General features: G+C 59.4%; 20 protein-coding genes. 10 read left to right on the forward strand and 10 right to left on the reverse strand.

Annotated elements, in window-relative coordinates:
• Nucleotides 1-132 precede the first annotated feature (132 nt).
• From OXI69_01380 to nadA, 3 genes are all read left to right on the forward strand, one after another.
• Nucleotides 133-585 (forward strand): hypothetical protein, encoded by a 453-nt coding sequence (locus OXI69_01380; protein MDE2664783.1) that lies wholly within the window; start codon nt 133-135, stop codon nt 583-585.
• A gap of 32 nt (nt 586-617) precedes the next feature.
• Entirely contained in the window at nt 618-830 is a 213-nt protein-coding gene (locus OXI69_01385; GenBank protein MDE2664784.1) for a hypothetical protein, read from the forward strand.
• Nucleotides 831-908: 78 nt separating this feature from the next.
• A complete protein-coding gene (gene nadA / locus OXI69_01390) occupies nt 909-1955 on the forward strand; it encodes a quinolinate synthase NadA (GenBank protein MDE2664785.1) in 1047 nt (348 codons plus the stop codon).
• Nucleotides 1956-2501: 546 nt separating this feature from the next.
• Here nadA and OXI69_01395 read toward each other — a convergent pair.
• Nucleotides 2502-3836 carry a DUF1015 domain-containing protein gene (locus tag OXI69_01395; GenBank protein MDE2664786.1) on the reverse strand — a complete coding sequence of 445 codons (1335 nt, stop codon included), beginning with the start codon at nt 3834-3836 and terminating at the stop codon, nt 2502-2504.
• Nucleotides 3837-4045: 209 nt separating this feature from the next.
• On the opposite strand from OXI69_01395, the gene pheA reads away from it, so the two are divergent.
• The 3 genes from pheA (at nt 4046) to OXI69_01410 (ending at nt 7231) form a co-directional block, all read left to right on the forward strand.
• The gene (gene pheA, locus OXI69_01400; GenBank protein MDE2664787.1) at nt 4046-4912 is read left to right on the forward strand and encodes a prephenate dehydratase; all 867 of its coding nucleotides are present in this window, start codon (nt 4046-4048) and stop codon (nt 4910-4912) included.
• Nucleotides 4913-4920: 8 nt separating this feature from the next.
• Complete coding sequence (locus OXI69_01405; protein MDE2664788.1) at nt 4921-5529, forward strand: nucleotidyltransferase family protein; 609 nt, start codon at nt 4921-4923, stop codon at nt 5527-5529.
• 73 nt (nt 5530-5602) lie between these two features.
• Nucleotides 5603-7231, forward strand: coding sequence for a M28 family peptidase (locus OXI69_01410; GenBank protein ID MDE2664789.1), 1629 nt, complete (start codon nt 5603-5605; stop codon nt 7229-7231).
• A 245-nt stretch (nt 7232-7476) separates the two neighbouring features.
• On the opposite strand, the gene OXI69_01415 is transcribed toward OXI69_01410, so the two are convergent.
• Together OXI69_01415 and OXI69_01420 are read right to left on the reverse strand one after the other, a co-directional pair.
• Nucleotides 7477-8670 carry an alanine--glyoxylate aminotransferase family protein gene (locus OXI69_01415; protein MDE2664790.1) on the reverse strand — a complete coding sequence of 398 codons (1194 nt, stop codon included), beginning with the start codon at nt 8668-8670 and terminating at the stop codon, nt 7477-7479.
• Between the two features lie 82 nt (nt 8671-8752).
• Nucleotides 8753-9943, reverse strand: a complete 1191-nt coding sequence (locus OXI69_01420) for a glycine C-acetyltransferase (GenBank protein MDE2664791.1) — start codon at nt 9941-9943, stop codon at nt 8753-8755.
• Nucleotides 9944-10258: 315 nt separating this feature from the next.
• On the opposite strand from OXI69_01420, the gene OXI69_01425 reads away from it, so the two are divergent.
• Nucleotides 10259-10540 carry a type II toxin-antitoxin system RelB/DinJ family antitoxin gene (locus OXI69_01425; GenBank protein MDE2664792.1) on the forward strand — a complete coding sequence of 94 codons (282 nt, stop codon included), beginning with the start codon at nt 10259-10261 and terminating at the stop codon, nt 10538-10540.
• Entirely contained in the window at nt 10518-10844 is a 327-nt protein-coding gene (locus OXI69_01430; protein ID MDE2664793.1) for a type II toxin-antitoxin system YafQ family toxin, read from the forward strand. Before OXI69_01425 ends, OXI69_01430 begins: the two co-directional genes overlap by 23 nt.
• 25 nt (nt 10845-10869) lie before the next feature.
• Here OXI69_01430 and OXI69_01435 read toward each other — a convergent pair whose 3' ends face one another.
• The 7 genes from OXI69_01435 to gcvT form a co-directional block, all read right to left on the reverse strand.
• On the reverse strand, nt 10870-11208 hold the full coding sequence (locus OXI69_01435) for a hypothetical protein (GenBank protein ID MDE2664794.1): 339 nt from the start codon (nt 11206-11208) through the stop codon (nt 10870-10872).
• 122 nt (nt 11209-11330) lie between these two features.
• Nucleotides 11331-12953, reverse strand: coding sequence for a chaperonin GroEL (groL, locus tag OXI69_01440; GenBank protein MDE2664795.1), 1623 nt, complete (start codon nt 12951-12953; stop codon nt 11331-11333).
• An 89-nt stretch (nt 12954-13042) separates the two neighbouring features.
• Nucleotides 13043-13336 carry a co-chaperone GroES gene (gene groES, locus OXI69_01445; GenBank protein MDE2664796.1) on the reverse strand — a complete coding sequence of 98 codons (294 nt, stop codon included), beginning with the start codon at nt 13334-13336 and terminating at the stop codon, nt 13043-13045.
• Nucleotides 13337-13494: 158 nt separating this feature from the next.
• Nucleotides 13495-15000 carry an aminomethyl-transferring glycine dehydrogenase subunit GcvPB gene (gene gcvPB, locus OXI69_01450; protein ID MDE2664797.1) on the reverse strand — a complete coding sequence of 502 codons (1506 nt, stop codon included), beginning with the start codon at nt 14998-15000 and terminating at the stop codon, nt 13495-13497.
• 46 nt (nt 15001-15046) lie between these two features.
• On the reverse strand, nt 15047-16384 hold the full coding sequence (gene gcvPA, locus OXI69_01455; protein MDE2664798.1) for an aminomethyl-transferring glycine dehydrogenase subunit GcvPA: 1338 nt from the start codon (nt 16382-16384) through the stop codon (nt 15047-15049).
• Nucleotides 16385-16653: 269 nt separating this feature from the next.
• Complete coding sequence (gene gcvH, locus OXI69_01460; GenBank protein ID MDE2664799.1) at nt 16654-17046, reverse strand: glycine cleavage system protein GcvH; 393 nt, start codon at nt 17044-17046, stop codon at nt 16654-16656.
• A 34-nt stretch (nt 17047-17080) separates the two neighbouring features.
• Nucleotides 17081-18181 (reverse strand): glycine cleavage system aminomethyltransferase GcvT, encoded by a 1101-nt coding sequence (gcvT, locus tag OXI69_01465; GenBank protein ID MDE2664800.1) that lies wholly within the window; start codon nt 18179-18181, stop codon nt 17081-17083.
• 257 nt (nt 18182-18438) lie between these two features.
• On the opposite strand from gcvT, the gene OXI69_01470 reads away from it, so the two are divergent.
• Together OXI69_01470 and OXI69_01475 are read left to right on the forward strand one after the other, a co-directional pair.
• Complete coding sequence (locus OXI69_01470) at nt 18439-20244, forward strand: long-chain fatty acid--CoA ligase (GenBank protein MDE2664801.1); 1806 nt, start codon at nt 18439-18441, stop codon at nt 20242-20244.
• A 15-nt stretch (nt 20245-20259) separates the two neighbouring features.
• Nucleotides 20260-22653 (forward strand): 3-hydroxyacyl-CoA dehydrogenase NAD-binding domain-containing protein, encoded by a 2394-nt coding sequence (locus tag OXI69_01475; GenBank protein MDE2664802.1) that lies wholly within the window; start codon nt 20260-20262, stop codon nt 22651-22653.
• Nucleotides 22654-22692 lie beyond the last annotated feature (39 nt).

Consider the following 22692-nt stretch of genomic DNA (forward strand, 5'->3'; position numbering starts at 1 on the left):
CTCTTCGGTCGCGAGCACGCGCTGAAGGGAAAATTCCTGCGCCATGATCATGCCTCCTGGTGAGAAACACGGGCGAGGCGTAACAGGGCTCCGGTCCTGATCGTGGAGCAGGGAACGCATTGGGGATCGACCATGCGGATTACCTTTCTGTGCCGGCGCTGCTATGGAGAAATCCAGGCTCGACCGCAGGAGAAGGGCGCTCCCGTGGCCTGTCCTTCCTGCGGCACCACGCAGCCCCTTCGGTTTACCCAGGCACACCTCACCGAAAACCGTGTCGACTGCTGTGCGGTCTGCGGCCGGAAAGACTTCTACGTGCGCGAGGAACCACGGAAGCTGATGGGCCTGGTCTATCTGCTGCTGGGACTGGGGCTGGCTTACTGGACCTATGGAATCAGCCTGGTTCCAGGCCTGCTTGGCTTTGACCGGTACTTTCGAAAGTTTCCCAAGCTGACCATCTGCTACCATTGCTATGCGAAGTACCGGGACTGCCACCCATCCCCCGAGCACAAGGAATACGATTTGCAGTTCGCCGAACGGCTGGAACGGGAAATCCGCAATGATCGGACCATGCGTGATTTTTCCTGAAGGATGCGTCGGGCTTTGGGAATCCGACCGTGATGGTTCTCTTGGAACTCATTCGAATCTGCTGGACCTTCCGCGACCGAGGTTGGTATCGCCGCTTGCCCTTTTTGCCGTTACCACCCAGAGACTACCTTCGATGGAGAATGGAGACGGCCTACGGAGACAAGAGTCTGGGCAACGTGAGGTGGAAGGACATCGCCGCCTACGCCCGCTGGCGCCGGGAGCTGCGGTTGCGCGGTCACGATTGAAGGCGTTATACTGGTTTTCCTGCACGACGACCGTTCTCATTGCCTGCCGGTTTCCGCCCGGAGGCAGGTTGAAGCCCTATGACCGACGACGCCTTGCAAACCTATGATCTCCTCCGGGAGAAGCTGCACGATGTCCTGCCCGATTTCGAAATCCGGGCCAAGGCCGAATTGGCTTGCCGTATCAACCAGTTGAAGAGCGACCTGGGCGCAGTGATCCTGGGGCACAACTACATGGAACCCGGGCTGTACCATTCAGTACCCGATTTCACCGGAGATTCCCTGGAGCTGAGCCGCCTGGCTGCGACCGCCGACGGCGATCCCATCGTGTTTTGCGGAGTCCGCTTCATGGCGGAAACCGCCAAGATCCTGAGCCCGGAGAAAACGGTGCTGATCCCCTCGCTGGAGGCAGGCTGTTCCCTGGCGGCCAGCATCACGGCCGAGGATGTCCGGGAGTTGCGCGAGCGTTTTCCAGGTGTTCCGGTGGTGACCTACGTCAACACCTACGCCGACATCAAGGCCGAAAGCGACGTCTGCTGCACTTCCAGCAACGCCCTGGCGGTCATTGAATCGTTCAAGACAGAGACGGTCATCTTTCTTCCAGACGAATACTTGGCCAGAAACGTGGCTCGCGAAAGCGGCAAGCACATTATTTTTCCCACCGACAGGCCCATAGCCAAGGAAAAGCAGGATCCTCACATGGACTACCAGCTCCTCGGCTGGCACGGCAAGTGCGAGGTCCACGAGAAGTTCAACGTGGAAGATATCGAGAACGTGCGCCGGCAGTTCCCCGACGTGGTGGTCCTGGCTCACCCCGAGTGCAGTCCGGAAGTGGTTGAGGCATCCGATTTTTCGGGAAGCACCTCGGCCATGATTCGCTTCGTGGAACAGGCTCGGTCCCCCCGCTATCTCCTGTTGACCGAATGCAGCATGGCAGACAACGTCGCGGCCGAAAACCCCGACAAGGAGATGCTCCGCCTGTGCAGCGTTCGTTGTCCCCACATGAATCAGATCACCCTGCAGGACACCCTCGATTCACTCCTTCAGAACCGATATGTCATCGACGTCCCGGAGGAAATCCGTCTGAAAGCCAAGCGGGCGGTGGACCGGATGCTGGAAATCCATTGACCCCACTCCCGGAATTTCCCCGGGAACCTCCATTCTGCTGACCGGCTGCGCCGGTTTCATCGGCTCCCACCTGGCGGTGCGAACTGGCGTTCGATCTTCGCCGGCCCAGCCCCGGTTGTATGAACGAGTCAACCTTCAGGGCTCGCTGGGCATGCTGGACCTGGCCCGCCGGGGAATATGCCGCCAATTCATCTTCGACTCTTCCAGCTCGGTCTATGGCAAGAACAGCCGAGTGCTTTTTCGGAAGCCACCCGGCGAACGGGGTAACCGGAAATAGCTGAGCGTTATCCACAAAGGCCAAAAGAGGAATCACCATGGGTTGGAATAGTCCCGAGAAGGTTCCGTGACGTGCTCCTGAGAAAGACGGAAAGAGGAGGGGTTTGCAAAATTCCGCGGCAGAATCTTTTCCGGGAATGGCCACAAAAGGCACAAAAACACAAGTTGTGCCCATTGTGCCTTTTGTGGCTAAACAGCAGTTTTCACCAAGTCGCACCCAACCGGGGTTTGTACTCGTGGCGCCCCTTGTTGAGAGTTGAGAAATGCGGGTCAGAGGTGCTTGGCGAACACCAGGCCTTCCATGAGCTTGGGGTGAAAGTGGGTGGTTTTCTGGGGCAGCAGGTCTCCAGCCTCCACTACGGCCTCGACCTGCTTCATGGGGGTGGGATTCAGCAGAATGACGCATTGGCAGGAGCCGTCCTCCGCCTTGAGGACCGCCTCGCGGGCCTCGCTGACATACTCTACAAAGTTTCCCTGGGCCATTTCCCGTTCGCCGAGATTGAGTATCCGGTCCAATATAGCCACCTGCAGGATGGACACATCCAATTGGCGCCAGGTTTCGGACTTGTCTGTCGGCCAATCCAGTTTATCGGCTCTCTCGCCAAGGAACGTCAGCAGGGCCAACCGGTTCAGCCCGGGCAGATAGACTCCCATTGCCGCATGCCCCTTGGTCTGCTTTTGCTGCATTCGCTGCAGCAACTCCTCCAGCTTTCCTGAAGAAATGCCGCCGGCGACCTCGGTCGCTTCAATCGAAAAGAACGACTCGAGTTGCTGAAGAAAGCGGGACGGCTCAAACCCTTCCAGATGTCTCAGGATGCGATGGATAGGCAGGATGGCGATTGCCGGAGACTCCAGTCGAACAAAGCTGAAGAGCTTGAATCGATAGTTTTCCCAAGCCCGGTCCTCCGACCGCTGCCTCATGGCCTCCCGGCTGAACTCCACCGCAACTTCGTAACGATGGTGGCCATCGGCAATGATTACGGGCTTGTCTTGCATGGCCCGCTGGATTGGCGCGATCACCGTTGGGTCCGACACCTGCCATAACCGATTCGACATCCTGTCCGGACCGGCTGCCGTCATGGCAGGGTGGTCTCCGGTCGCCTCATCCAGGAGCGCCTCGATCGCCCCTTCCGGATCAGAGTAGAGGACAAAGATGATTCCGGAGTCGACCCTGGTGGAGCGCAGCAGCTCCAGGCGATCCTGCTTGGGCCTGGTCATGGTGCGCTCATGGGGCCGCACCATACCCTGGGAGTAATCGGTAACTTCGCCCAGGGCTATGAATCCCTTGCGGGTCAGGGTAGGTCCTCCAACCAGGGAGAAGTCTTGAAAGTAGGGATAAATGCTGGGCTGATCGTCCTGCAGGAAGATCGATTCATTCATCCATTGATCCAACAAGGACTTGGACCGGGTATATCGATTCCAGGACGGGGAATCCTCACTGGTCTGGGGGTTCATGATAAGATGAGCGATGTTAAAGGGATGCCGCTGGTGAAACCGGTCGTCCCGGGTGCCCTTGAACTGATCGTAGGGCAGGGAGATCACGTCGTCCAGATTGGGAATACGGTTTGGGTTGTAGCGGTAACCCCGAAACGGCAAAATTCGCATCAGAATGCTCCTCCCGGCGCCACAATCGCTTTCGATGGGCCTTCCTCGGCGACCCAATGCAGGGCAACACATTGTCGAGCAACGGATTCCACTTTGTCAACGGAACCCGTAACCCGGCCGGCTCCCTGCGGGAGCTGCCGCATTCCCTCATCTCCCGGGATTGAAGGGTAGTCATGTCCCGGATTCGACTTACCGGAGGCAGAACCACCATGCCCCCTGGCCAAGATTGCGTGGTTGCCTATCAGGGCGAGCCGGGAGCATACAGTGAAATAGCCTCCCGGCGCTTTTTCCCCAGCGTCAGCCACCTGATTCCCTGTGAGACCTTTGACCTGGTATTTCAGAGAGTCCAGCGGGAAGAGGCGGCATTCGGGGTCATCCCCATTGAGAACTCGCTGGCCGGCAGCATCCACCAAAACTACGATCTCCTGCTACGCCACCGACTTACGATTATCAAAGAGTTAAAGCTCCGCATCCTGCACCACCTGATCGCCAACCCCGGGGTCGGGCTTTCTCAAATCCGTCGCGTCTATTCCCACCCCCAGGCGCTCATGCAGTGCCGCAGAAACACCGCCCGGCTGGGTAAGCTGAAAATCATCCCGACCTACGACACCGCGGGCAGCGTCAAGAAAATCAAGGAAGAGAAGATCCTTGACGGCGCCGCAATCGCGAGCGACCTGGCTGCCCGTCTATATGGCATGACCATCGTGCGAGAGAATCTTCAGGACAACTTCGCCAACTTCACCCGGTTCCTTTTGCTGGCCAGGGGCCGCCACAAAATGCCCGATGCCAACAAGACGTCCATTGTTTTTTCCATCCGGAATGTTCCCGGGGCCCTTTTTCGTTCTATGAGTGTTTTCGCGCTGCGGGACATCGACCTTTACAAGATCGAATCCCGTCCCTTGCACGGCAAACCCTGGGAATATCTGTTCTATGTCGACTTCGCCGGCAGCCTGGAGGACAGGCACTGCAAAAGGGCCATGGCCCATCTGCGAGAATTGGCCGGGTACTTGAAGATTCTGGGCTCCTACCCCCGGGACGACTCTGATCTCGACCCTCAGGAGCCTGCGGGAAATTGACGACTCCCATGGACAAACGGGTCAGTGGCATCATCCTGGCCGCGGGTCGGTCGCAGCGCATGGGGCGGCCCAAGGCTTTGCTCCCGATCTTCGGCACCACCTTCCTGGAGCATATCGTCCACCAGATTCGGGCCTCCCGGCTGGTCGACCTGAAGATCGTGCTGGGTCACAGGCCCGAAGTCATCCTGGGCCGTCTGCCGGACCTGGAGCCGGCAACCGTCATCAACTCCCGCTACCGGGAAGGACAACTCTCCTCCCTGCAAACCGGCATCCGGGCTCTGGACCCCGAGACTTGCGACGGTTTGATGATGTTCCTGGTCGACCATCCCCTGGTCGAGTGTTCTTTGATCGACGGACTGATCGGGTGCTTCAGCCAAGGGCGTCATCCGATTGTGATTCCCAGCTATCAAAGGAGGCGAGGGCATCCGGTCCTGTTCGCCAGGGAACTGTTTCCCGAGCTGCTTGCCGCCAGTCCGGACGAAGGAGCCGTCGCTGTGGTCAGGCAGCATCGCCAGCAGATCCACCATTTGGAATGGAAGTCGGATGAAATCCTGATCGACGTAGACACTCCGGAAGCTTACCAACGCTGGATCCAGCCGCGCTCGGAAAGGTCCTAGCCAAGTCGACGCCTGGAATGCGGAGGGCGCCACGCAGTCAAGAGCCTACCATCTCACCTCATCCCGATTGCTGTTGCCCAGCCTCGTTTTGGGGCTCCTGCTGCCCGGCCTGCTCGAGGCAATCTCCTTTGAAAAGATTGCCCTCGGATTGAAGTCCATTCGCCAGGAACGCATCCGGGCCAGACTGAAGTTTCTATCGTCCTCCCATTTCAAGGGGCGGGCGACGGGCAGCCCCGAGGCCGAGCTTACCGCGGCCTACATCGCCAGCGTCTTCGAGGGCAATGGCCTGCTCCCAGCACCCCAATCCACGGATTACATCCATTCCTTTGGGATCAGCCAGGCGCTTCCTCGAAATTCCGGTCAGCTGGTTTTCACGAACACCCGGGGTTCAGTGGTCTCCTTCGAGAGTGGTGAGGATTTCCTGCCGGCTTCCTGGGGACCGGACGCATCGGTCCGAGGCAAGCAAGCCGTCTTCGTCGGATATGGACTGACGGCGCCCGATCTTGACTATGACGATTTCCAGGGGATCGACCTCGAGGACAAGGTCGCGATCATGCTCAGCGGAGGCCCTCCCGACATTGCCTTTCGCCGGGTTGGAACAACCGACTACTCCGACCCAGTCGAGAAGTCCCTTGTGGCCGCGGCGCGGGGGGCGTGCGGCTTGGTGCTGGTACAGCCCCCAGGGAAGGAGCTTCCTTTTCCACGCTACAACTTTCGACACGCCAGGGCCCACCTGTCGGATCGGCTGGATACCCTCTCCATTCCGGTGGCAAGAATGACTTTCGCAGCCGGAGAACGTCTGCTGGGGCAAGCGGACGGACCCGAAACTCAGTCCCGGTCCCTCGGGATGTTGCAGGACCTGATTGACCGGACGGGTCGGGCTCAGAGCTTTTCCCTCCCAGGGCGAATTGACCTGCAAGTCTCCTATCGCAGGAGACAACTCCAGGGATACAACGTGATTGGGCATATTCCGGGATCGGACCCTGCTCTCAAGGACGAGTTCATCATCCTGGGAGCCCATCACGATCATATGGGTGTGGATGAGAAGGGCCGGATCTTCTGGGGAGCCGACGACAATGCTTCCGGCACTACGGCGCTGCTTGAACTCGCGGAGGCCTTCCAGGAAAACCCGGACAAACCCGGGAGAAGCATCCTGCTGGCCGCCTGGGGCGCGGAAGAAATGGGACTACTGGGATCTCGACACTACGTCAATCGCCCTCCGGTGCCGCTCCAACAGACGGTGGCCATGTTCCAGATGGACATGATCGGGCGGAATGCCCAGCACGCAGCCAATCTGGTGGGCGATCTCCCCGGTCAAAGGGAAAGGGACAACCGCAATTCGCTGAACGTCTTCGGAGCGTCGGTGGCTCCCATGCTACGGGACCTCATGGAGCGCAGCAACGCCAGAACCGGCCTGGATCTGAGATTTCCCGCGGAAGCCAGGTCCATGGACTTGATGCGCCGCAGCGATCACTGGCCTTTCCTGAAACAGGGCACTCCCGCGCTGTTCCTGTTTACCGGCTTCCATCCCGACTATCATCAGACCACCGATACGGCAAACAAGATCAACTTCAACAAGCTGGAGAAAATACTGAAACTGGTCTATCTGGTGGTTTGGGAGGTGGGAGAGGCACGCCATCGGCCGCAACTGGACCCGGGTGTTTTCGGAAAGCTGACCCACCGCGGCCCGGCCGGCGATTGACCTGCCCGAAACTCCGCAGCTTCGCCCTTTATCAGCGGCTCCGTCCTATGGAACGGAGGTGCGACCAAGTGAAAAGTGGGGAGTGGAGAGTGAAGAGTGGAGAGTGAAGAGCTATTGGTTCGACACGCAAAGCATCGTGTCGGTCTCGTCGCAGTCCGTCAATCACGCGCAGCCAAGTCAGCGGGCGCTTGACGGTTCCCGAAATTCTCTCCTGACCACTCTTCACTCTCCACTCGTCGTGTGGGTTATCCCGAACATTCAACTGACTCATCCTGGTCGAAGACCGCTGAAGCAGCCTCCACTCCGCTGCCCGGGGCCATTTGGAACCCATCCTGCCTGAGAATGCGCTCCAGGGCATTCAGCAACATCAGCACGTTGTTCGCATGGGAGGAGGTTCCCATCAACCCCACCCGCCAGATCCTGTCTTTCAGCGGTCCCAACCCTCCGCCGATCTCGATGCCGAAGTCCCTCAACAGCCGGGATCGCACGGCGGCATCCGATACTCCATCGGGCACCCGGACCGTATTCAAGACCCATAGACGGTCTTCCGGTTGGACCAGCATCTCCAATCCCATGGCCTCCACCCCCGCCACCAATGCTCGATGATTCAAGCGGTGGCGATCGAAACGGTTCCGGAGCCCTTCCTCGACAACCAGTCGCAGGGATTCCCGGAGCGCATAGTTCATGGAAATCGGAGCCGTGTGGTGGTAGGTGCGATCGTCACCCCAGTACTTTTCAACCATGGTCAGGTCGAGATACCAGCTTTGCACCTTGTTTTTTCTCCGGCGAATCCTCTCCACGGCCCGGTCCGAGACCGTAACGGGGGCCAGTCCGGGGGGGCAGCTCAAGCACTTCTGAGTCCCGCTATAGGCGAAATCGACCCCATGTTGGTCGATGCCCACCGGATGTCCGCCCAGAGAGGTGACACAGTCCAGCAGCAGGAGTGTTTCCGGGAACTCCCTCAAGACCTCCCTCAGCCTGGCAGGCGGGGTCAATACTCCTGTGGAGGTTTCCGCCTGGACAGCCGCCAGGATCCTGGGACGGGTCCGATGCAAGGCTTGTCGGACTTCCTCCATGTCAAAGCCGCGACCCCATTCGGCTTCCACCCGGGTCAGCTTCCCGCCACAGCGGGTAACGATATCGCTCATCCGCTCGCCGAAAACTCCGTTCACACAAACCACCACCGGGTCTCCGGGCTCGACCAGGTTCACGAAAGCGGCCTCCATTCCCGCGCTCCCGGTGGCGGATATGGGAATGGTCAAACGATTCCCGGTTTCAAACACCATCCGCAGCAACTGCTGGATATCATCCATGACCCTCAGGAACGAGGGATCCAAATGACCCACCAGCGGGGCGGAAAGGGCACTGAGCACACGCGGATCCACGTCGCTGGGACCGGGTCCCATCAGGATTCGCTTAGGGGGATTGAACTCTTTCATGAGCCTTCCTTTCTTTACGGATGCCGGCCTGTCCGCAGCCATGAATGGATCGGGGGAGAGCAGGGAAACAATCCGGCCACGGCTACCCGGAGATGATCCCCAGCCGGCGACCGACCCTGGCCAGAATCTCCAGGGCGAATTCCAGCTGTTGCCGGGTATGGGTGGCGGTCACAATGGTGCGGATACGAGACTCTTCCTCCGGCACGGTCGGATAACCGATTCCCTGGGCGAACACTCCCTCCTCGAATAGCTGGTCCGAAAACTTCATGGCCAACTCTCCCTGACCAACGATGATCGGGGTGATAGGTGTTTCGCTGGCGCCGGTGTCGAAACCCAGGCGAGCCAATCCTGCTTTGAAGAACCGGGTGTTTTGCCACAAATTCTCGATCAGGGCCGGCTCCTCCTCCAGGATCTCAAAGGCTGCCAGGCAGGAGGCCGCCACCGCTGGAGGATGGGAGGTGGAAAACAGAAAGGGTCGAGCGCGATGGTAGAGGTACTCGATCAGTGCGCGACTCCCGCAGACGTACCCGCCCAGAGATCCCACGGCCTTGGAAAGGGTGCCGACCTGAATGTCCACCCGGCCGTGCAAACCGAAGTGGTCCACCGTTCCGCGACCGCAATTGCCCATGACCCCGCTGGCGTGCGCATCATCCACCATCATCATCGCGCCGTACTTTTCCGCCAACTCTACGATTCGGGGGAGCGGCGCCACATCGCCATCCATCGAGAATACGCCGTCCGTGACCACCAGTTTCCTGCCGGGCAGTGATTGAACCTCGGCCAGAATTCCTTCCAGCGCCCGGGTATCCTTGTGGGGATAGACCCGGATCTGAGCGCGCGACAGCCGGCAACCGTCAATGATGCTGGCATGGTTGAGCTCGTCCGAGATGATCATGTCTCCCTTGCCCAGAATCGAAGAGACTGTGCCGGCGTTGGCGGTAAATCCCGATTGAAAGACCACGCTGGCCTCCACCTGCTTGAACCTGGCAATCTTTTCTTCCAGCTCCATGTGAACCCGCATGGTCCCGGCGATGGTTCTGACCGCGCCCGATCCAACGCCGAGCTCACGCAGGGCCCGAGCCGAGGCTTCCATCAGCCGGGGGTGGGTATTGAGTCCGAGGTAGTTATTGGAGGAGAGATTGACCACAGACCGTCCATCGAACTGAGCCTGTGGCAGTTGTTGTCCTTCCAGAACCTTGAGATCCCGGTAAAGCTTCCTGTGCTTCAGGCTCTCCAGTTCTCCAGCCAGAAAGTCATCCAGAAGGGTCGCCATGATGCTGATTCCACCTCGAAGGCGTCGAACTCAGGAGTTGCTGTTTGAACCCCGCACCATTGCTGATCAGGAGGCCATCTTGAGCCTGACGAAGGATTACATACTTTTGGGCGTGGCCCCGCTCCACTTTTCTCGACAGGGAGTAGAGGATTAACCGGAATCCACAAACTTCAGCGAATCATAACACAACGCAGGAGTCCGCATTCTTCGCCAAAATCCCGAAGATGGCCAGCAACAGAACGGTTGCCTGATCGCGGTCTATTGACAGAACCCCGGTAGTCTGGCATAACTCAAATGAGATACAGGAGGCATAAAATGAGTACACAGAGTTCCATGCTCCATGTCCGAATGGATAACGAGCTGAAACAGAAGGCAACCGAGGCTCTGGCGGCAATGGGGCTGTCGGCTTCCGATGCCGTGCGCCTGTTGTTTCACCGCATCGCGGCCGATCAGGCCTTCCCTCTCGAACTCAAGGTTCCCAATGCACGGACCCAAGAGGCCATGGCCGAGTCGGAAGAAATGATGAAGCAGGGCAAAACGCGATTCGGAAGCGTGGAGGAGATGTTTACGGAACTTGAAAAAGCCAGCCGCCAGTAAACGATCTCGCCCGCCGCGCCGGGCGGATTATACCCGGGACTTCCTCAGGGATTGGGAACGGCTATCGCGTTCCGGCCGATACGATATGAAACGGCTGAAGGCTGTTATGCTGCTTCTTATTGCAAACGATGCTCCCCTCGGTCCCGAACGGAGGGATCACCCCCTGAAAGGCACATGGTCGAACTACCGGGAATGCCATGTGGGTGGTGACTTCCTGTTGATTTACCAGCTCAATGATTCGCCCGGCCCTGCCGGTACCATTAACTTTGTTCGGGTCGGCACCCATGCCGAACTGTTCCAATAACCACCAACACTCGCCCAATTTTGAGCTACAGTCCCAGCAGCCGCGTCAGCCAGGCAAAAAACATCCCGGCCGGGAGCAGGGCCGCCACGCCGACGACAGAGGCCAGAACGGGATTGGCAGTTCGTTTCAGGGTCAGAAACGCCAGCAGCAGTTGGCAGGCGCCGATACCCAGGGTGGCCACCGTGCCCGCCACGGCTCCATGGGCGCACCAGGGACAATCGGGTGGTCCGGGCTGAAAGACATTGCAGTGGGCGGCTGCTCCATCCCATAGCCAGGTGCAGCCGCACCCGAAGGCCATACCGCAAAAAGGGATCAACAGGAGTAGCAAACTGGCCAGGACTGTAAGGGTTACCGTCCAATGCACTCTGGTGAAAGGCCTCATGACAAAGGGGCAGGGAAGTGTGTTGGAAGGTCGGGAGTGAAAGAAAGAAGAGGCGGTCCGGCCGGCAGTTCCGGCACTGACCGCCTCTCACCTGAAATGCGAGCCTAGTACATGTCGCCGTGGCCGTGCGGCATGGGCGGCTCCGGCTTTTTCTCCTCCGGAAGCTCGGAGACCAGAGCCTCGGTGGTCAACAGCAAGCCGGCCACGGAGGCGGCATTCTGAAGAGCGGTTCGGGTGACCTTGGCCGGATCGATGATGCCGGCGGCGGTCAGGTCCTCGAGTGCCCCGGTTTCCGCATTGAGCCCGTAGCTGTCCTGCTCACCGGACTTCACTTCCTCGACCATCACCGCACCTTCGATTCCGGCATTGGCGGCGATCTGTCGAAGAGGTTCCTCCATCGCTCTCACTACAATCTGGACGCCGATCTGTTCATCTTCCTCGAGCTGGAGCTCTTTCAGAGCCGGAATCCCCTTGAGGAAGGTGACTCCTCCACCCGGAACGATGCCTTCCTCCACGGCAGCCCGGGTGGCATGCATGGCGTCTTCCACGCGAGCTTTCTTTTCCTTGAGCTCGGTCTCGGTGGCGGCTCCCACTCTGATTACGGCCACGCCTCCCACCAGCTTGGCCAGTCGCTCCTGCAGCTTTTCACGATCATAGTCAGAAGTGGTTTCCTCGACCTGGGCGCGAATCTGGCGCACCCGGCCTTCGATTTCCACGGACTGGCCGGCACCCTCCACGATGGTGGTATTGTCCTTGTCGATCACGACCCGCTTGGCTCGCCCCAAATCCTCCAGGCGGAGATTCTCCAGCTTGAGTCCAAGATCCTCGGTGATGGCCTTGCCTCCGGTCAGGATCGCGATGTCTTCCAGCATGGCTTTGCGCCGGTCTCCGAAACCGGGGGCCTTCACGGCAGCACCATTCAGGGTCCCTCTGAGCTTGTTGACCACCAGAGTGGCCAGCGCCTCGCCCTCGACTTCCTCGGCGATGATCATGAAAGGTCTTCCCACCTTGGCCACCTGCTCGAGAATGGGCAGCAGGTCCTTCATGTTGCTGATCTTCTTTTCGTGAATCAGCAGAAAAACGTCTTCCAGCACACATTCCATCCGATCGGAGTCGGTGACGAAGTAGGGAGAGAGATATCCTCGATCGAACTGCATCCCTTCCACGATCTCCAGGGAAGTGTCCATGGACTTGGCTTCCTCGACGGTGATCACGCCATCCTTGCCGACCTTGTTCATGGCTTCGGCAATGATGGCTCCGATTTCGGAGTCGCCGTTGGCCGAGATGGTGCCGACCTGGGCGATCATTTCACCCTTTACCGGGCTGGATAACTTCTCAATCTGCTGAACCGCGCTTTCGACAGCACGGTCGATGCCGCGTTTCAAGGCCATGGGATTGGCCCCGGCTGCGACCGTCTTGATCCCTTCACGCAAGATGGCCTGCGCCAACACGGTGGCCGTGGTGGTACCGTCGCCAGCCACGTCGCTGGTCTTTGAAGCCACCTCCCGGACCATTTGCGCGCCCATGTTCTCCAGGCCATCCTCCAGTTCAACTTCCTTGGCCACGGTCACGCCATCCTTGGTGATGGTCGGGGATCCGAACTTCTTGTCCAGAACCACATTGCGTCCCCTGGGTCCCAGGGTAATCTTTACTGCGTCCGCCAACTGGTTTACTCCGCGGAGGACCGCCTGTCGGGAATCTTCCCCGCTTACAATCTGCTTAGCCATGAATTTTCTCCTTACCAGTCATCCAATTGGGCCTGCAGGCCCGAAATTTTCCTGCTGAGACCGCTTGTCCGCTACCGGTCCAGCCGGCCCTACTCGGACTCCAGGATCGCCAAGACATCCTCTTCCTTCATGATGAGGTACTCTTCGCCATCCAGGGTCACCTCGGAGCCGGAATACTTGCCGAACAGGATGCGGTCTCCAGCTTTCAGCGTCATTTCCAATCGCTTGCCGTTTTCAAGAACCTTGCCATTGCCAGCGGCCTTGACGATTCCTTCCTGGGGCTTCTCCTTGGCTGTATCCGGAATAATCAGGCCACCTCTGACCGTTTCCTCCGGCTCGGTTCGCTGAACTAGGATGCGATCCTGCAGGGGTCTAAGACTCATAGGGTTTTCTCCTTTGATATAAAGGGTTTACAGGCAGTTATTAGCACTCTTTTCCATTGAGTGCCAAGTTCCCTTCTTTATAATGACCCCCCTCCATGGTTGTCAAGGATAAACTGGCGAGGGGTGCCTCGAACCAACAGGACATCCGTTGTTTCGACTCAAGAGTCCTGGTCGTCCGCCTCGTCCGGCTTCCAGCGCAACACCGGCCGTCTGGCAGCCTGGACTTCATCCAGACGACTCACCCGGGTGGAATGGGGGGCCTGTTTGAGGAGGTCGGGGTCGGTATCCGCCTCCTCGGCAATGCACCTCATGGCGTGGATAAACTGATCCAGCTCCTGCCGGCTCTCGGTTTCGGACGGCTCAATCATGAGGGCCCCCTGCACGATCAGGGGGAAGGCAACGGTGGGTGGGTGAAAACCGTAATCCATCAGGCGTTTGGCGAGGTCCATCACCGTAAGGTTATTTCGGGTCTGCCGCCTGCTTGAGAACACCACTTCGTGAAGAATGGGTTCGTCGTAGGGCAGGTCATAAACATCGCGCAAATGGTGCTTGATGTAGTTGGCATTCAAAATGGCCACCTGGCTGGCCTCCCTGAGCCCTTCGGCCCCGTTGGCCAGGATATAGGCCAGTGCTCGCACCAGTGTCAGAAAGTTTCCGTAGAAAGCCTTGACCTTGCCAATGGAATCGGGACGATCCCAGTTCAGAAAGTAACGCCTGTCTTCCCGCCGCTCCACGGTTGGGACCGGAAGGAAGGGTTCCAGCACCTGTTTGACCGCCACGGGGCCGGCCCCGGGACCGCCACCGCCGTGTGGCGTGGAAAAGGTCTTGTGCAGATTGATGTGGAGGACATCCACTCCAAAGCTGCCCGGACGGGTAATTCCCATCAGGGCATTGAGGTTGGCCCCATCCATGTAGACCAGTCCACCCCTGTCGTGGACGATCCGGGCAATGCTCACGATATCCTGCTCGAAGATGCCCAGCGTATTGGGGTTGGTCAACATCAGGGCCGCAACCTCGTCGTTCATGGCCCGTTCCAGCCCGTTGAGATCGATGCATCCACGGCTATCCGACTTCAGCGATTGAACCTCATATCCGGCAATGACCGCGCTGGCGGGATTGGTTCCGTGGGCGGAGTCGGGAATCAGAACTTTCCGCCGGGGATTTCCCCGTGAACTCAAGCAGGCACGGATCATCAGGATGCCCGTCAACTCTCCGCTGGCTCCGGCTGGAGGTTGCAGGCTGACCGCATCCATGCCGCTGATCTCCGCCAGGCAATCCGCCAACAGACGCAGAACCTCCAGGCTGCCCTGCACCAGCGACTCGGGACTCAGAGGATGGGATTCAGCCAGCCCCTTCATCCCGGCAACCCGTTCGTTGAGGCGGGGGTTGTACTTCATGGTGCAGGAACCCAGCGGATACATGCCGGCATCGATGCTGTAGTTCCAGCTGGCGAGACGGGTGAAGTGCCGCACCACGTCCACCTCGCTGACCTCCGGAAACCCGGGGATAGGCTCCCTCAGGTTGTCGGCTCCCAGTGCCGCGCCGAGATCGACCTGTGGGACATCCAAACGAGGAAGGTCGTAACCCGTCCTGCCCGGAGAACTCCGCTCGAAAATCAACCCCTCGTTCAGGTTGAGGTGTCTGCCGGTTCTGGCGAACTTCATGGGTGGGTTGCTCATTGCGGTACCGGAATGAAGCGATGGACCGGCATCAGGCCGCGGCCTCGACCAGTTCCACCAGGCGATCGATTTCCTCCCTGCTCTTGGTCTCCGTAATCGATACCAGCAGGGCATTCTCGAGCCGGGGATCATATCGCCCCAATGGTAGACCGGGAACCACGCCGGCGCTATGAAATTTCTCCTCCACCTCCGTGTAGGGGCGGTTCAATTGCAGCACGAACTCATTGAATCGAGGGCCCTCGAACAAAATGTCGACAGGAAGCCTTCTCAGGGCGGCCAGCCCGTACTGGACTTTGGCAACATTCTGGATGGCCAACTCCCGAAGCCCCTTCCGACCGAGCAGGGAACAGAACAGGGTCACCATCAGCGCCGTAAGGTTCTGATTGGTGCAGATGTTGGAGGTGGCTTTTTCCCGCCGGATGTGCTGTTCCCGCGTCGCAAGAGTCAACACATATCCTCGTTGCCCGTGCCTGTCCACGGTCTGACCCACCAGTCGGCCCGGCAAATTCCGCACAAACTTCTCTCGTGTCGCAAGAAAACCCACATGGGGCCCTCCATAACCGGGTGCGATTCCCATTGACTGAGCTTCGCCGCACACAATATCAGCCCCGACGGAGCCGGGAGGCCGCACGATCCCCAGCGAGAGCAACTCCGCGATGTTGACCACCAGCAACACGCCCTTTTGGCGGCACAGATCGGCCAGGATGTCCAGGGATTCCAGGTTGCCAAGAAAATTCGGCGATTGCACCACCAGCGCACCGACATCCTCACCCAGTCGAGCTTCCAACTCCTCCGGATCGAGGCGTCCGTCGTCTCCATGGTCCACCGTTTGAATCGTCAAATCCTGATGTTGCGTGACCGTTTCCACGACCGACCGGTATTCCGGATGGACCGTCCTGGCCATCAGGACTCGCCCCCGACGCGAGATGCGTCTTGCCATCAGAACCGCCTCCGCCAGAGCAGAGCTTCCGTCATACATGGAAGCATTGGAGATCTCCATTCCTGTGAGCTGACAAATGAAGGTTTGAAACTCGAAGACGGCCTGCAAGGTCCCCTGGCTGATCTCGGCCTGATAGGGTGTGTAAGAAGTCAGAAACTCCCCCCGGGAACAGAGGCTGTCGATCACCAGGGGGATGAAATGCTGGTTTACCCCGGCCCCCAGAAAGGAAAGAATTCGGGGCGCGTTTCCGGCTTCCAGCTCACCAAATCGAGCCAGCAGTTCGGGTTCGCTCAGGGCGGGAGGAAGATCGAGCGGGGAGCGGAGACGGATGGCCTCGGGGATGGAGGTGAGCAGGTCTTCCAACGAGTGCAGGCCCAGGGCCTTCAACATCAGAGCCTGCTGCTCCGAGGAGGTCGAAAGATATCTCATCTGGTGTCCAGTCTCAGAATCAGGATTGCCATCTCCGATGGAGGTCCCAGCGGGAAACGATCAGTAGGAGATGCCCATTGCCATTCATCTAACAGGCACCGTTGTGCTCTCCCTCCCCGGAACCTCCATCGGCCCTCCGGGTTGGGGCGGAAAGGCGCCGTCTTCGTCGTCGCTTCTCCTCGCAATGAATAGCATTGGCTCGTCGTCGCTCCTGGAATGCGGCGCCGTTGCGCTCCGAAACATGGCAACCCCATGTCTGAGACAGAACACTAGCCGGTGGACTCCTCCTCGACATACTTTCGGTATTGATCGGCGGTGAGAAGATTGTCGAGGTCACTGGAATCGACCAACCTGATCCTGACAAACCAGGCTTCTCCGTAGGGGTCCTCGTTGACCAGTTCGGGAGAGGACCCCAGGTTCGAATTGACGGCCACCACCTCTCCAGCCACGGGAGCGTAGACTTCGGATACGGCCTTCACGGACTCTACATTTGCCAGAACCTCATCGGCGGCAAAGACATGGCCGATCTCAGGCAACTCGACGAAAACGACGTCTCCCAACTCCTTTTGGGCGTGATCGGTAATGCCCACGGTCCCGCCAGCTCCCTCGACTCGAATCCATTCGTGCTGTTTGCTGTACCGACAGTCTTCGGGAAGTTTCATAGGGGATCTCCGGGATTTAGCCAGGGAAAGCGGGTCAACGCCTCCGTCTCCGATAGAATGGGGTCTTCACCACTTCGGCGGGAACCAGGCGTTTTCTGACCTGTATATCCAGCCGGTTGCCCCGGAGGGCTTCACCCTCGTTCACATAGGCCAGCCCGATGTTTTTCTGGAGAAAGGGAGCAGGGCTGCCGCTGGTGACCCAACCGATTTTCCGGCCGTTTCTGAGCACGTCATATCCGTCACGGCCGATTCCCGGCCCCCGCATCTCGAAACCAACCAGCTTCTTTTGCACTCCCGTCTCGAGTTGGGCGGCCAGGGCGGTCTTTCCCGTGAATTCAGGCTTGTCCATGCGAACCATCCACCCCAATCCCGCTTCCCAGGGCGTTGTGGCTTCATCGATCTCGTGCCCGTAGAGAGCCATTTTGGCCTCCAGGCGCAACGTATTGCGTGCGCCCAGTCCTGCCGGAAGCAACTCCCGGGACTGTCCCGACCGGCTCAGGGCCTCCCAGACAGCCTCGGCCGCAACGGGTGGGAAGTAAATTTCAAAGCCGTCTTCCCCGGTGTATCCGGTGCGCGCAACCAGGCTCGGAACGTTCTGAATCTGCCCGCGTCGGAAACGGTAGTAGCCGATTTCAGTCAGATCCAGATCGACCAGAGGCTGGAGGACCGATTCGGACTCGGGACCTTGTATGGCCAACTGCACGTATTGATGGCTGACGTCGGTGACCCGGGCCCCAAATCGGTTCTGCCGGCAAATGTGGTGATAATTCCTGCCGGTGTTTCCGGCATTGACACAAAGGAGAAAGCGGCTTTCTTCCAGCCGATGGACCAGAATGTCATCCACAAAGGTCCCCTGCTCGGTGAGCAGGGCGGAGTACTGGATCTGACCGAGTTGGAGGCGTCCGGCATCGTTGCAGGTGGCCTGCTGCACCAGAGCCAGGCTGCCGGGTCCGTCGATCTCGATCTCTCCCATGTGGCTGACGTCGAACAGACCGACCCTCGTCCGCACAGCCAGATGCTCCCGCACGATTCCGGAGTATTCGATGGGCATTTCCCAGCCGCCAAAAGCGCCCATCCTGGCTCCCAGCCTTTGATGCAACCGGTGCAGGGGCGTCTTCTTCAGGGGAGACGTCATGGGCTGGCGGTCTCGGAAGGAGGCATCAAGCGTGGCAAATTAACATACCCGCCAGGAGGCGTCAAGCCAATCGGCCGGCCGCTCAAAGGGCGTTCCGAAGGGCCTCGAAACCGAGTCAAATTCCGGCGACGGCAGACCGATTCAGCCTTCGGCGAGGAGGGCTTCCCGGGTTTGCTATAATCACCGGAAATTCCAGCTCGGGAGCGACCGCCGGGAATGGTCCCCAATTTCACAAACGAGAGTGCGCGAGGGAACCCATGGCACCACAAACGCTTGTTGATCTCTTCGAGGAAGCCGTAATCCGCAAGAGTCGGCCTGACGCCTTGCTGGTCAAACGCGACGCAGACTTTCAGCCGCTGTCCTCGGCCGAAATCCGCAACCAGGTCCAGGGCCTGATTGCCGGACTGGTGAGTCTGGGAGCAGAGCCCGGAGACCGAATCGCCCTCTTGTCGGAAAACAGGCCCGAATGGCTGGTTTCGGACATCGCCATCCTTTCCGCCGGCGCCATCAACGTTCCCGTCTATCCGACGCTGCCCTCGAACCAGATCGAGGGTCTCCTCAACGACGCCGGCGTCAAGATCATCATCCTGTCCACGCCGGAACAACTCGAGAAGATTCGGGAAATCCAGTCGAAGATTCCCAGTCTCCAAGTCACGGTGGTCATGGACCTGGAAGAACCGGAATCCGACAGCCTGCGGAGTTTCGACAGCCTGCGGGACCAGGGCCTGCAGGCCTGGCAGCAAGACCCGGAGGGGTATCTGAAGGTCCGTCAAGGCATCGAACCGCAAGACGTGGCCACCATCATCTACACCTCCGGCACCACCGGGTCGCCCAAGGGAGTCATGCTCTCCCATGCCAACATCGTGGCCAACGTCCTGGAACTCAGCCGGGTATTGGACTTCGATCACAAGGACAGCGTCCTTTCCCTGCTGCCGCTCAGCCATATTTTCGAACGGGTGGCGCACTACCTCATGTTCTATTGCGGGGTAAGCATCGCATACGCCGAAAGCATCGAAAAGGTCCCGATCAACATGCAGGAGGTCCACCCCACGGTGGTGGCTTGCGTCCCCAGATTCTTCGAGAAGCTCTACGACCGAGTCATGGAATCCCGGCAACTCAGCTCCGGCCTGAAACGCATCCTGGGCGAGTGGGCCTTCGGGGTAGGGGAGCGCCATACCCGTCACATCCTTCGGGGGACCAGCCCACCCCCCGGCCTGGCATTCCAGCGATTTCTGGCCTCCAAGCTTGTATTCGCCAAGCTCCAACAGCGCATTGGCGGCCGCCTGCGTTTCTTTATCTCGGGAGGCGCCCCTCTCGACCCCAGCCTGGCCGAGTTCTTCCTCAGCGCCGGAATCCTGGTCCTGGAGGGCTATGGCCTCACCGAAACCTCACCGGTGATCGCGGTCAACCTGCCCAACCGCTTCAGGTTCGGAACGGTGGGGCCGCCGCTGCCAGGCCTGGAAGTGCGAATCGCCGAAGACGGCGAGGTCCTGACCCGGGGGCCGTCGGTGATGCTGGGCTACTACAACAGGCCCGAGGAAACCCGAGAGGTGATCAAGGAAGGGTGGTTCCATACGGGGGACATCGGCCAACTGGATCCGGACGGATTCCTGCAGATCACCGATCGCAAGAAGGACTTGATCGTTACGGCCGGCGGGAAAAACGTTGCTCCCCAGCCAATCGAGAGGCTCCTCAAATCGAGCCCGGTTCTGCTCAATGCCGTCGTGTTGGGAGACAGGCGCCCCTACCTGTGCGCTCTGGTGGTCCCCAATCCGGAGACGATCACCGACCACGCGCGGGAACAGGGATTGTCCTTTGGAAGCTACGGCGAACTCCTCCAAAGCCCGAAAATTCGAGAGTTTCTCATGAACGCGGTCGAAGAATCGACGGCTGGATTGGCCTCATTCGAAACGGTGAAAAAAATCATCCCTGTAGAAAAGGACTTCACCATTGAGGACGGAGAACTGACTCCAACACTTAAAGTTAAGCGTCGAGTTGTCGAAAAAAGGTTTAAGAATGAGATCGAGGCTCTCTACGCGGAGAGCCCATCCAAGCCGGAGTGACTGACCGCCACGCCTATGAAGAAGAGGATTGAACGGGTGGCGGTGGTCGGTGCAGGCGTGATGGGCGCCGCCATTGCCGCCCACCTGGTCAACGCCCGTTTTTCGGTCTGCCTGCTGGACATCCCGCCTTCGAATTCGACTCCCGAGAAGGAATCCACGGAAGGGTCGGCTTCCGACGCCCAATCCCGGCAGCGGCTGGTGCTGCAGGGACTGCGCCGGGCGGAACGGAGCAAGCCTCCGGCCTTCTTTCTTCCGGAGTATTCCCGGCGCATTCAAGTTGGAAACTTGCAGGACCACCGATCCTGGCTGGGAGAGGCGGACTGGATCATTGAAGCCGTCTCGGAAGACTTTGACGTCAAAGCCCGCCTGCTCAACGACCTCGATCGGATCCGCCGGCCAGGATCGATCATCAGTTCCAACACCTCCGGGATCTCGGTCAACCGCCTGGCCGAGGGGCTGAGCGATGATTTTCGGCAACACTGGCTGGGAACCCATTTCTTCAATCCACCCCGCTACCTCAAGCTTCTGGAACTGATTCCCATCCCCCAAACCCTGGAATCGGTGGTCGAGACCGTCAGCCATCTCGGCCACTATCGCCTGGGGAAGGGCATCGTGGTCGCCAAGGACACTCCCAACTTCGTGGCCAACCGGGTCGGCGCCTTCGCCCTCCAGCAACTCCTTCGCATGGTACTGGAGGCAGGGTATGGAATCGACGAGGTCGACCTGTTGACCGGAAATCTGATCGGGCGCCCCAAGAGCGCCACCTTTCGGACGCTGGATGTGGTTGGCCTGGACACATTCGCCCGGGTTACCTCCAACCTCTTTGAAAACGCGCCCGGCGACGAGCACCACCAACTCTTCAGGATCCCGGATGTCATCCAGCGGCTGATTGAGCAAGGCCGGTTGGGCGCCAAGAGCGGACAAGGCTTTTATCGAAAATCGCCGGACGGGGAAATCCTGGTCCTGGACCCCCAGTCCCTGGAGTATCGCTCCCTTCGCAAGGTCGAGTGTCCCTCGCTGGCGGTGGCCAAGAGTGTCCCGGACACCGCGAAAAGGTTGAGGGCATTGATTGAATCTGACGACCGAGCCGGACAACTGGTCTGGAAAACGCTCAGCGGAGAGATGGTTTACGCCGCCAATCGAATTCCGGAGATTTCCGATGACATCGTCACCATCGACCACGCCATGAAGTGGGGTTTCAATTGGGAGTTGGGACCCTTTGAGACCTGGGATGCCCTGGGTGTCGAAGCAGTGGCGGCACGCCTGGAGTCCGAGGGGAGAGGCGTACCGGAGTTGGTGCGGATGGTACTGGAGACGCCCGGGAAGCGATTTTACCGCCGCCGGGCAATCGTTTCCTACTTCGATCGACCCTCCCGGGACTATATCCCTCTCGGCGTTCCGGAAGGCATGGTCCTGCTGTCGTCACTCAGAGAGCAGAAGGGAAGGGTGGTCCGCAAGAGTCCCCGGACCAGCTTGATAGACCTTGGCGACGGAGTTCTCTGCCTGGAGTTCCACGCCAAGATGAACACCATCGGGGACGACACCCTTCAAATGATACGAGAGGCGCTTCAAGTCGTGCGCTCCGACTTTGCCGGCATGGTAATCGGTAACCAGGGTGCCAACTTTTCGGCCGGAGCCGACCTGGTGGAAATCCTGCGCAAGGCCCGGGAACGGAAATGGAAGGAAATCGACAGCATGATTCGGCTGTTTCAAACGGCCAACATGGAGATCAAGTATTCCCCCTGTCCAGTGGTCGTCGCTCCCTTCGGACTCACCCTGGGGGGCGGTTGCGAAATCGCCTTGCACGCCTCGGCCGTGCAGGCCTCGGCCGAGACCTACATGGGACTGGTCGAGCTGGGGGTGGGCCTGATTCCGGCAGCGGGAGGCACCAAGGAAATGGTGTTGCGGAGCCTGGAGAGGTCCGCGGCCGGCCAGGAGCTGTTTCCGTGCCTGCGCACATCCTTCGAGACCATCGCCAAGGCAAGGGTGTCCGGCAGCGGTCCGGAGGCCCGGTCTCTGGGCTTCCTTCGCCCCGGCGACGGCATTACCATGAACCCCGACCGCCTGATCGCCGACGCCAAGCGGAGGGTGCGGACCCTGGTGCGGCAAGGCTTTCGGAAACCCGATCCACCGCTGGAGGTGCCCGCGCTGGGCCGTCCGGCACTCTCGACTCTCAAGATCGGCATGCACCAGTTGCTGCGGGGAGCATACATCAGCCCCTACGACTTTCACCTGGGAAGCAAACTGGCCCATATATTCTGCGGCGGTGACTGCGGCAGCCCGAGGAACGTCAACGAGCAGCATTTTCTGGATCTGGAAAGAGAAGCCTTCCTGAGCGTCTGTGGAGAACCCAAGTCGCAGGACCGGATCCAACACATGCTTCAGCGGGGCAAGCCGCTGCGGAACTGAAGCAAACCACCGGGAAGAGACCCATGAAAGAGGCTGTCA

Source organism: Acidobacteriota bacterium (assembly GCA_028875575.1).
Taxonomy (GTDB): Bacteria; Acidobacteriota; Terriglobia; order Versatilivoradales; family Versatilivoraceae; genus Versatilivorator.

Bases quoted from the DNA above. Each gene is read 5' to 3' on its own strand.
- OXI69_01380 (MDE2664783.1), top strand. From the start codon at position 133: ATGCGGATTACCTTTCTGTGCCGGCGCTGCTATGGAGAAATCCAGGCT.
- OXI69_01385 (MDE2664784.1), top strand. From the start codon at position 618: ATGGTTCTCTTGGAACTCATTCGAATCTGCTGGACCTTCCGCGACCGA.
- nadA (MDE2664785.1), top strand. From the start codon at position 909: ATGACCGACGACGCCTTGCAAACCTATGATCTCCTCCGGGAGAAGCTG.
- OXI69_01395 (MDE2664786.1), bottom strand. From the start codon at position 3,836: ATGCGAATTTTGCCGTTTCGGGGTTACCGCTACAACCCAAACCGTATT.
- pheA (MDE2664787.1), top strand. From the start codon at position 4,046: ATGCCCCCTGGCCAAGATTGCGTGGTTGCCTATCAGGGCGAGCCGGGA.
- OXI69_01405 (MDE2664788.1), top strand. From the start codon at position 4,921: ATGGACAAACGGGTCAGTGGCATCATCCTGGCCGCGGGTCGGTCGCAG.
- OXI69_01415 (MDE2664790.1), bottom strand. From the start codon at position 8,670: ATGAAAGAGTTCAATCCCCCTAAGCGAATCCTGATGGGACCCGGTCCC.
- OXI69_01420 (MDE2664791.1), bottom strand. From the start codon at position 9,943: ATGGCGACCCTTCTGGATGACTTTCTGGCTGGAGAACTGGAGAGCCTG.
- OXI69_01425 (MDE2664792.1), top strand. From the start codon at position 10,259: ATGAGTACACAGAGTTCCATGCTCCATGTCCGAATGGATAACGAGCTG.
- groL (MDE2664795.1), bottom strand. From the start codon at position 12,953: ATGGCTAAGCAGATTGTAAGCGGGGAAGATTCCCGACAGGCGGTCCTC.
- groES (MDE2664796.1), bottom strand. From the start codon at position 13,336: ATGAGTCTTAGACCCCTGCAGGATCGCATCCTAGTTCAGCGAACCGAG.
- gcvPB (MDE2664797.1), bottom strand. From the start codon at position 15,000: ATGAAGTTCGCCAGAACCGGCAGACACCTCAACCTGAACGAGGGGTTG.
- gcvPA (MDE2664798.1), bottom strand. From the start codon at position 16,384: ATGAGATATCTTTCGACCTCCTCGGAGCAGCAGGCTCTGATGTTGAAG.
- gcvH (MDE2664799.1), bottom strand. From the start codon at position 17,046: ATGAAACTTCCCGAAGACTGTCGGTACAGCAAACAGCACGAATGGATT.
- gcvT (MDE2664800.1), bottom strand. From the start codon at position 18,181: ATGACGTCTCCCCTGAAGAAGACGCCCCTGCACCGGTTGCATCAAAGG.
- OXI69_01470 (MDE2664801.1), top strand. From the start codon at position 18,439: ATGGCACCACAAACGCTTGTTGATCTCTTCGAGGAAGCCGTAATCCGC.
- OXI69_01475 (MDE2664802.1), top strand. From the start codon at position 20,260: ATGAAGAAGAGGATTGAACGGGTGGCGGTGGTCGGTGCAGGCGTGATG.